The organism is Vibrio sp. V08_P9A1T1 (assembly GCF_963874405.1).
Taxonomy (GTDB): domain Bacteria; phylum Pseudomonadota; class Gammaproteobacteria; order Enterobacterales; family Vibrionaceae; genus Vibrio; species Vibrio anguillarum.
Genome location: NZ_CAWNIB010000049.1, coordinates 1 through 8,732 on the forward strand (window position 1 = coordinate 1; position 8,732 = coordinate 8,732).

General features: G+C 43.1%; 9 protein-coding genes. 1 reads left to right on the plus strand and 8 read right to left on the minus strand.

The features are described from left to right. Positions 1-83 precede the first annotated feature (83 nt). Genes AACT21_RS02835 through waaF form a run of 8 tightly spaced genes read right to left on the minus strand, consistent with a single transcriptional unit; the run spans position 84 to position 7,866 of the window. On the minus strand, positions 84-1,013 hold the full coding sequence (locus AACT21_RS02835; RefSeq protein WP_094163576.1) for a WavE lipopolysaccharide synthesis family protein: 930 nt from the start codon (positions 1,011-1,013) through the stop codon (positions 84-86). Continuing rightward, positions 1,010-1,753 (minus strand): glycosyltransferase family 2 protein, encoded by a 744-nt coding sequence (locus tag AACT21_RS02840; protein WP_094149164.1) that lies wholly within the window; start codon positions 1,751-1,753, stop codon positions 1,010-1,012. The genes AACT21_RS02835 and AACT21_RS02840 overlap by 4 nt, the downstream gene beginning before the upstream one ends. After that, entirely contained in the window at positions 1,750-3,333 is a 1,584-nt protein-coding gene (locus AACT21_RS02845; protein ID WP_094163578.1) for a capsular biosynthesis protein, read from the minus strand. Before AACT21_RS02845 ends, AACT21_RS02840 begins: the two co-directional genes overlap by 4 nt. Beyond that, positions 3,324-3,704, minus strand: a complete 381-nt coding sequence (locus AACT21_RS02850) for an HAD-IIIC family phosphatase (RefSeq protein WP_088732963.1) — start codon at positions 3,702-3,704, stop codon at positions 3,324-3,326. Before AACT21_RS02850 ends, AACT21_RS02845 begins: the two co-directional genes overlap by 10 nt. A gap of 14 nt (positions 3,705-3,718) precedes the next feature. After that, positions 3,719-4,984: a lipid IV(A) 3-deoxy-D-manno-octulosonic acid transferase gene (gene waaA / locus AACT21_RS02855; protein ID WP_094163580.1), complete on the minus strand. Its 1,266-nt coding sequence runs from the start codon at positions 4,982-4,984 to the stop codon at positions 3,719-3,721. A gap of 1 nt (position 4,985) precedes the next feature. Further along, positions 4,986-5,780, minus strand: a complete 795-nt coding sequence (locus AACT21_RS02860) for a glycosyltransferase family 32 protein (protein ID WP_161439605.1) — start codon at positions 5,778-5,780, stop codon at positions 4,986-4,988. Positions 5,781-5,791: 11 nt separating this feature from the next. After that, complete coding sequence (locus AACT21_RS02865; protein ID WP_094124907.1) at positions 5,792-6,832, minus strand: glycosyltransferase family 9 protein; 1,041 nt, start codon at positions 6,830-6,832, stop codon at positions 5,792-5,794. Beyond that, a complete protein-coding gene (waaF, locus tag AACT21_RS02870; RefSeq protein ID WP_094163582.1) occupies positions 6,829-7,866 on the minus strand; it encodes a lipopolysaccharide heptosyltransferase II in 1,038 nt (345 codons plus the stop codon). Before waaF ends, AACT21_RS02865 begins: the two co-directional genes overlap by 4 nt. A gap of 177 nt (positions 7,867-8,043) precedes the next feature. On the opposite strand from waaF, the gene AACT21_RS02875 reads away from it, so the two are divergent. Further along, positions 8,044-8,732, plus strand: a 689-nt coding sequence (locus tag AACT21_RS02875; RefSeq protein WP_176430171.1) for a glycosyltransferase family 25 protein, incomplete at its 3' end; no start/stop codon positions are given.

Here is an 8,732-nt window from a genome sequence, read left to right on the forward strand (position 1 = left end):
TGATTAAGACTTTGAAAAAAGGAGTTAGACTCAAATTAAGGAAAATGTTAACCCCTATTGTTATTAAAGTCAGAGAGTGATATTTAAATCAAAGAATGGAGCTTTTTAAGTATACGGCCAACTTGATTTTTATAGTAACGGTACAGACGTTTCTTATCACGTGGGATTGATGTTATTTGGTTAAGATACAGCCAATCTTTTAAATCATACTCAAGTGCTAGATTACCTCGCTGATAGAAACGTTCAGTCACATCTAATCCCAGTTTTTCTGGGCCATCAATCAGTAAGTTATTCGCTATAAACTGTGGCCAAAACTCTTCACCTAACCCTGCATGATCGCAGGTTTTACTCTCGATATGGTGCTCTTCACCGAGTAGCGCTGAGATCCAATTCAGACATAAAACTTGCTCTGTTGCTGGGTGGCGTGCTTTGTAGCCCGGCTTAAGCGTAAAGTGTAATTCTGGTATCCAGCGATCAGACCAAATGGTCAGGAGATCTCGGGTCAGGCCAAAGTCAAACAGATCGCTTTTATGAAAATGAACCGGATGCCCATAGTGACTCGAAATAAAAAACGTGCTGCTGGTGAGTACCCGCTGAGTCAAAAATTGATAATTCTGTGCTCTGGGGACATCGGCATATTGTTCATACAGCTCAACAAATTGGCGACCTGTCAGCAGGTTATCGGTGCGTAGCTTAACCGCATAAGGCGTTTTTACCGCTTTCAGCCCCATGTGGGTACTGTACATCTGACGGTTATTATTGAGTTTGAGCGGCTGACCGTCATAAAAAACGGTATTTGAGCCGGGATCATCCAATTCCAACACTTGGTCGTAATCAAGGCCATCCAACGGCTGCCCTTTCCAAGTCGACAGAATGATGGTCGATTTAGGAAAAAAGCGACGTATGGAGTTCAAACATTGCTCTGTGATGCCAGCGATTTGCTGGCGACTGGCACTGGCTTGCACTGGCCCCTGCACAACAAAGGTGATCGCTTCATCATCAATCTTGATCATGGTTGTGGTTGCCTCAAAAAGTCCGTGTATTCATCTGGTACGCCACAAAAAATGACCTCATGGCGTGCGATCAAGTGGTAGTGAATATTCAACCCCTTTTGAATGAGTAAATTGTAGAGCGGCGCAATGTATAGCTCGCCTCTCTCCCATTCTTGGCTAGGTCTGGCAACGTATTCACGATACGCCTCCAAGTAATCTTCTTTACGATTGAAGTGATAAAGCCCGGTACTACAGAGATCGGAAATCGGGTTTTTCTCCGCGGTCTGGATCACTTTGGTGCTTCCGGTATGTTCTGGTTTGGCGAAAGACCAATTGTTACCGCTGCCCTGAAACACTTCTAGGTAGCCATCACTGTGTTGGCTAATGTCAGGGAATACAAAATTCGGGCGGAATGTGTCGATGTTAAACACCGTGATCGATCCTTGATAGTCCACGCCTTGCTTTGCTAATTCCTCTAACCCTAAAGTCACCGTTTCGGCTTGGCCGCGAGTTTCTGTATGCAATTCAGCAATGTAAAACTGTTTAATGCCAAGCTGAGAGGCTTTTTCGCGCACAAACGCTGCAGTGTTGTAAACATTGCGCACAATGAACAGAAACGGAGTGTTAGCAAAATACGCAGCAAAGCTGCTGACCGAGTGTTCAAACAGGGTTTGACCGTGGGCTTCAAGCATATATTTGGGCTGGGTATAACCGGCTTTAAAGAAGCGAGAACTCATTCCCGCCATTGGGATCACAATCATTGATCAAGCCTCAATAAAATTTGATGGAGACGGAACGCATTGGCAAACAAGGCATCTTGACGACGGCGATCATCGGCATGCAAAGGCAACATCGATAAGAAAAGTTGAATTTGCATCGCGTAGAGATTTTTCGCCGTGAGGCCAAAAGTCTGTTCAATTAGTTCGATAAAGCCTTGCTGCGTCTCTTTATGTTGGCTCTGCTCTGCAATCTTTAATTCGATCGCTTTGTCGCCAATCTCAACATGGTAGTAACCGGCAATAATCCAATCATACAAACCAAGAATTGAATGGCTCAGCTTAGCTAAATCGTAGCGGATATCACCATACAGTGTTTTCTGCCCGTCAGGTGTCATCCCTCTAGGGTCGATCGTTTTAATTTTGTTGGCTCTGAAGTCATACAAAATATTGCTAAAGCAAAAATCACCGTGCAAGACGCCCAGTAAGGGTTCTCCATTAGGCAGATGTTTTTGGCTATCACACAGAATTTGCGCGAGCGAGACATCTTGTCCTGCAAATTGCCACTTTTTTTCTAAAGAGATGTGCCGCGATGCACAGAATTCGTTAAGGCGTAAAGTGGTTTTATCGGCAAACAGTATGTCGAGAGTATTGATGGGATCATTCGGCTCGGTAGGTTGCTCAAGGCACAGGCTTAAAAACTCCACTGCGCTGGCTAAGATTTTTTGCCAGATTTGACTCGGCAGCTTGGAAAAAACGAATAACTCATTCAGCGCAGTGAGGTAGAGATATTCTAAGCGATAGGAAATTTTCCCCTCGCTGTTTTGACTACCTAAATATTGTGGGATGAAACCACGCATTGTCATCGGCAGATTGTCAAACCAGTAAGCTTCAGCAGCTATTTTTTGGTTCTTTATGCTCGATTTTTCAATCCATTTGGCGGTTATAATGAGCTCATTAAAGGCGCGCTGAGTTGTGAATTCAGCTTTGGAATGATAGTAAGTATTCACATGACCAAAATCGAGCCAGCCAATCGAGTTGACGGCACTTAAGCCTACGTTTTTATGATAGCGGTTAAGACCAGCAATAAATTGCCACTCACTCTGTGTAATACTGCGAACCAGTTCACGTGGGCGGCTGAATTTAAAGTAGCCATCGATAATCCGCTGACTTTCGCTATTCATTGGAGTGTTGGCATCTTGTAGCCAATCAACTTCATCATTAGTCAATACGGCCCAGTTATAACTGTCTTTCGCGGTGGAAACGCTGACAATATCATCTCCAACAGGAAGTTGGTTAAAAAGCGTATCACCGTAGAGGATGTGCAGTGGTGCATTAAGTGAGTGGCCACTAATATTGAGTGCAGCAACCAAAGAAGCGCCAAGGCTCAGCCCATCAGGCGTAGCGATAATCGTCACCTGATGCTGTTCAAGCCACTGACTGTCGATTTCTGAGATAGCATAAGATTCAGGCAAAGAGAGATAGACTTTTAAGCCTTGTGGTGCCAAAGCGACTTGATGCTGAAACAGGCGACGATTGCCTAAAGGTAGAAAGCTAGGTGGAATACGCCCAAATTCAGATTCCAATTCTTGCCCGACGTAGGCACCAGACATTATCAGGAACATGATTTTTCCTTCTCGAAGAGTTGGTGGATCTCTTCCAAACTCATTGAGGAAAATTCGGTAGGGCGCACGGCGCGATCATCAATATAAAAGCCGTCGTGCCCACACCAAGGTTTGCCCACTAAAATTTCATCATACGGAACTTGGTGTTTATCCAGCCACTCAGTAATGATAGGAAGAGTATGGATATTGATTTTACCGACGTTACCTTCATAAGTGCGCATATTACGCGCCGTTGAAATCACAATCTCAAACCCCTTTTGCTTATAATTGCGCAGTTGTTCAATCACATCCATTCTCGGTAGGACGTTTTTATAATCGGAAGTATTGGCTTGAGTTAGTGTCCCATCAAGATCAACAATTAGTCGTTTCATTAAGAGTATTCTCTTTATAAATCTAAATATTCAAGTGTTTTGGCAAGAGCGCCACGGTTTTGTTCTACGATTTGATAACCCTGCTTGCCGCGATGAATACGCTGTTTGTTATCAGTGAACCATTCACAAAGCATTTGTGCAATTTGCTCTGCATCTTGTGTGATCACACAAGCATCGGCTTGATTGAGGGCTTGAGTGATTTCACTGAAGTTGTAATAACTTGGGCCAGTCAACATGGGTAAACCAAGCGCAGCTGGCTCGAGTAAATTATGCCCACCGACTTTGTCACCCGCTAAGCTTCCGCCCATAAAGCAAATGTCAGCAGATCCCATGAGTACTAGCATCTCCCCCATAGTATCAGCTAGATAGACCTGTACTTCTGGATCGAGTTTATTCTCTGTTTGAGTTCGCCGCACACTCATAAATTGTGTTTTACATAACTCAAAAACAGCATTAAATCGCTCAGGGTGGCGCGGAACAAGCATAAGCAGTGCGCTAGGGTGTGCTTTAAGTACTTTTGCATGAGCGGCTAACACTTGTTCATCTTCACCTTGGTGAGTGCTTGCGGCAATCCAAATTGGTCGTTCTTTACCTAGTTGATGCCTTAACTGCTGGCCTTTTTCTATGGTTTGTTGATCGATATTGATATCAAACTTCATCGAACCGGTGACTGTCACTTTGTCAGCAGGTAATCCGAGTCGAATGAAGCGCTGTGCATCATCTGGATATTGGCAAAGTACACGCGTTAAGTTAGATGCTAGTAAATTAAAAATCGGCTGAAATTTAGCATACCGTCGACATGAGCGTTCAGATAAGCGAGCATTAATAACAGTAATAGGAATAACTGCTTTTGAAACCGTATGTAATGTGTTTGGCCATAACTCTGTTTCCATGATCAGCATTTGGCTTGGCTTTATCCGTTTTATAAAACCACGAACGGCAAAAGAAAAGTCAAAGGGCATGTATCTATGCTCGGCAAGCTCTTTTAATTTAGCCGCTTGCTCTGCACCGGTGGGGGTTGTGGTGGTAATAACAATCGGCTGATCAGGATATTGTGATTTGAGTTCTTTTATCAGTGGAGAAACTGAAAGCGTTTCTCCAACCGATACTGCGTGGATCCAAATAGGGGATTGATTAGTTTTAAGCGGTGGTGTGAAGCCAAAATGCTCTTTCCAGCGAGCACCAACACACGGCTTGCCCGGCCGCTTTTTGTACAAGCCCCACATTAAAAAAGGAGACGCTACACAGAGAAGTAAGGTATAGAGAGCACGAATCACCACTCTACTGTTCCTTTTTCTTTACCAAATCATCCGGATTAATGTGAGTCCATTTCGAACGAGGGCGATCTATATATTGAAAATGTTCATTGGTGAAACTACCTTGAATACAAACGTATTTTCTATCTTTTGTGCAAAGATCTTCTCTGCCTTTAAGTAATTCATCAAATACGCCAGGCCCGGTTGAATAATAAACGCCCATTTTAGGGTCGTAGTTCTCAATGTTATGCAGTACTTTTTCAATCGCTTGGCTGAGGTCGTTATTATTGGGTGCTGAGGCGATAAAGTAGTTGGTAAAACGAGTATTGTTGTCAATCTTTATGTAAACCGCTTGTTGCTCATCGCCAATCAGTTTATCGAGAGACCATACCAAAGTTGCGTCAATGTCCATATAGACGCCCCCTTCGTTATTGAGTACTACTAAACGCCATAAATCGGCTTGAGCAGCGCCGTTGGTTAGCCGCATGTAAGCATCATAGATTTCAGTTGATGCGTGGGTTCGTAAATACTCACCACGGGCTTCGGTACTTACATAGCGATAGTCACAATTGAGCGACATTAATCGATTAAATAAGTAGTTAATATAAACGGGTAGGGAGGCTTGATCGGTAAAGTTGGTTTGCCAAATTGTACGTGGAATAGCACTGCGATTAGAACGAGTCCATTTTGCTGGTGAATAGGCAGGAATGGTAAAACGCAATTTTGGAAACACCCAATGAAATGGGTAAGCGAGCATTTTAAAAATATTCCCGGTCAAGCGGATTAATCGGTTTGCGATTAATACAGTTACTTGGCTCATATTGATTGATCCTATCTGTTTTTTTCGGTTATCGAGCGCTGTTTCAACGTGGCAGTAATCGCTGCAGTAATTTGCTCAGTAGAAGGCTTTTCACCATTGGCATTCATCACGATCGTATGTGTTTCATACAATGGTGTATAACGAAAAGGGACGGTAGCGTAAAAAATACCAACAGTTGGTGTGTGGGTCGATATGGCCACATTGCGTATGCCAGTGTCTGGAGCAATCACTAACGTTGCTTTCGCAATAAACGTGACTAATTCATCTAAAGGTAAGCATGGCTGAATCGTTAATTTTCCAGCCTTTGCAAGATCTTGTAGATACTCACCTTTTTCAAACTCATTTTTTCCCTCAAGGAAGACATGTTTTACATTGGGTTGCTGCTCAATAGTTTGCTCGATGACAGCACGCATTTCAGGCTTAGATAAGATTTTTCTCAGCTGCGAAGCTCCACTGAAATAGACAAGGTAAGGTGTCTCAAAATCACAAAGTTGCCTGTTGTCTGGGTAGGCAAAATCGAGAGGATAGCTTGGGCTGTGGCCAAGGATTTTAAGCATATCGAGCATGCATTCTACTTCTGGTTGAAAGTCAGAGCGAAATACTGCCAAGTTATACAAGGTGCCACATAAAAATGGCGTGTAAGGAAAGCCAACTTTGAGTTTTGCTTTAGTCAGTAATGTCATCCAGTAAGAGCGATTTGTCCCAGCGACATCAAATATAATATCTTGCTCTTCCAGTTGGCTGTAGTCTTGCCATTTTTGCTTGAGTGATAAGTGTTTTGAATCCTCACGGCTTTTCATTACCACTGTTTTATCCGCTAACTCTGCTGGTGTTCCATAGAGGTAGTTTGAAACGGTGACTAATGTTATTTCTGCATGAGGGAAGAACTTCCGAGCTTCAATCAAAAAGGGGCGCACAATGACTTGATCACCGAGCGCAGCATGGCGAATGACGGCAATTTTCTTGATCGCTAAAGGATTAAAATAACCATTCAAGTATTGGCGCGCGGCCTTCGAGGCATAAGCCCCTTTTTCAAACCAGAGGTGTTTCATGAATCTTTTCCAATAAATCTATCTAAAGCTTGAATAACTTGCACCGGTTGCAGTTGATTTAGGCAATTTAAGTGCCCTAATGGGCAGGTTCGCTTAAAGCATGGGCGGCATTCAATATCGGTATACACCATTTCTAAGCGCTCAGTTAGCGGTGGCGTGTATTGCGGTGAGCTTGATCCATAAATTGCGACGATATTACAATCTACGGCGGCGGAGACATGCATTAATCCTGAATCATTACTGATGACGGTATGGCAAGCAGCCAACAGATCCACAGCTTCAACAAGTGAGGTTTGTCCAGCTAGATTAAAGGCATATTTTTGTTGTTCGGTGCTAAGTGCTGAACGAATGAGGTCACATACTTTGCTATCCTTGGTCGAGCCAAAAAGCCAGATTTGATAGCCGCTTTCAATAGCGTGTTGTGCAACTTGAGCATAATAGTGGTCAGGCCATCTTTTAGCCGGACCAAACTCAGCCCCTGGGCATAAACCGACAATTGGTTTGGTTGTCGATAAGCCTAATCTTGAAATGGCATATTGCTGAGCTTTGCTATCAACTAATAAAGAAGGGTGAGGGCAGTTTTCTAGCTGTACTTCATCGAGCATGCTTTCTTTTGAATAAGCAAGAGCCACATAGCGTTCAACCATATACTGGAACACTTTACGATTAGGGCGAAGATCAGTAAGTAAGCCGTAGCGAAACTCACCCTTCCAGCCAGTACGAGAAGGAATACCCGCAAATAGCGGTATGAGTGCTGATTTTGCCGAATTTGGTAAGACATAGGCATGAGTGTAATTGTTGCGTTTTAGCTCTTGTGCGAGCGCCCATCGACCTGCAAGATTAAAAGCGCCGTGCCCAATCGACATTTCAATCGCGCAATTAACTTCTGGCATGCGTTCCAAAATAGGTTTGCACCAAGCGGGGGCTAGAACGTCAATTTGTGCATCAGGGTGCTGTTGCTTGAGGCGTTGGTATAAACTGTGTGACATCACCATATCGCCTACCCATGAAGGGCCCACAATCAGTAACTTCATTTTTCACCGTCATTATTATTTTGGGTCATTCTAGCACAGCACTCGTTTGATAAAACTCAATTTCTGCTAACAAATACATTCAAATGCTAGGCAAGATATGCTCTAATTCGCTTCAATCTGAGAATAAGTATTGTGCAGCACATTGGCGAGCATATTATAGAAATTCGAGTTTTTGTGATGAAAATCTACGTTATTAGCCTTAAAAACAGCATAGAAAGACGAGCATCCATTGAGCAACAAATGGCTAATTACGGCCTAGATTTTGAGTTCTTTGATGCGATTGATGGTCGAGTTGTTCCTCCACACCCTTTATTTGCCAATTATGACTATACCAAGCGGTTATGGTTTACCAGTGGTAAAATGCCTTCAAAAGGGGAGATGGGCTGCTACGCGAGCCATTATCTACTCTGGCAAAAGAGTGTTGAGTTGAATGAGCCGATCATTGTTTTGGAGGATGATGCTGAGCTATTACCCTGCTTTATACATTTTATTGATCTAATCAAAATTAAAACCCAAGAATATGGCTTTTTGAGATTGGAGGAAGCTTGTGATCGCAGTGAACTGTTCTTGAAGGAACAGGAAAATAACTATGACATCTATTTTCTAAGTAATAATTTTGGTGGCGCTAGAGCTTATGCACTTTCTCCTGATGCAGCAATGAAATTACTTAAGTCTTCACAGTGCTGGTCGATGCCTGTTGATAACTATATGGGGTCACTATATTTGCATCAGATGCCTTCATTCTTATTTTTACCAAGTGTGGTTGCAAATCCTCAATACTTTGACACAACGTTTCAAAACGAACAGCAACCCAAGGCTCCATTGTACAGAAAACCCACTCGTGAATTGTACTCACTGTACCGCAA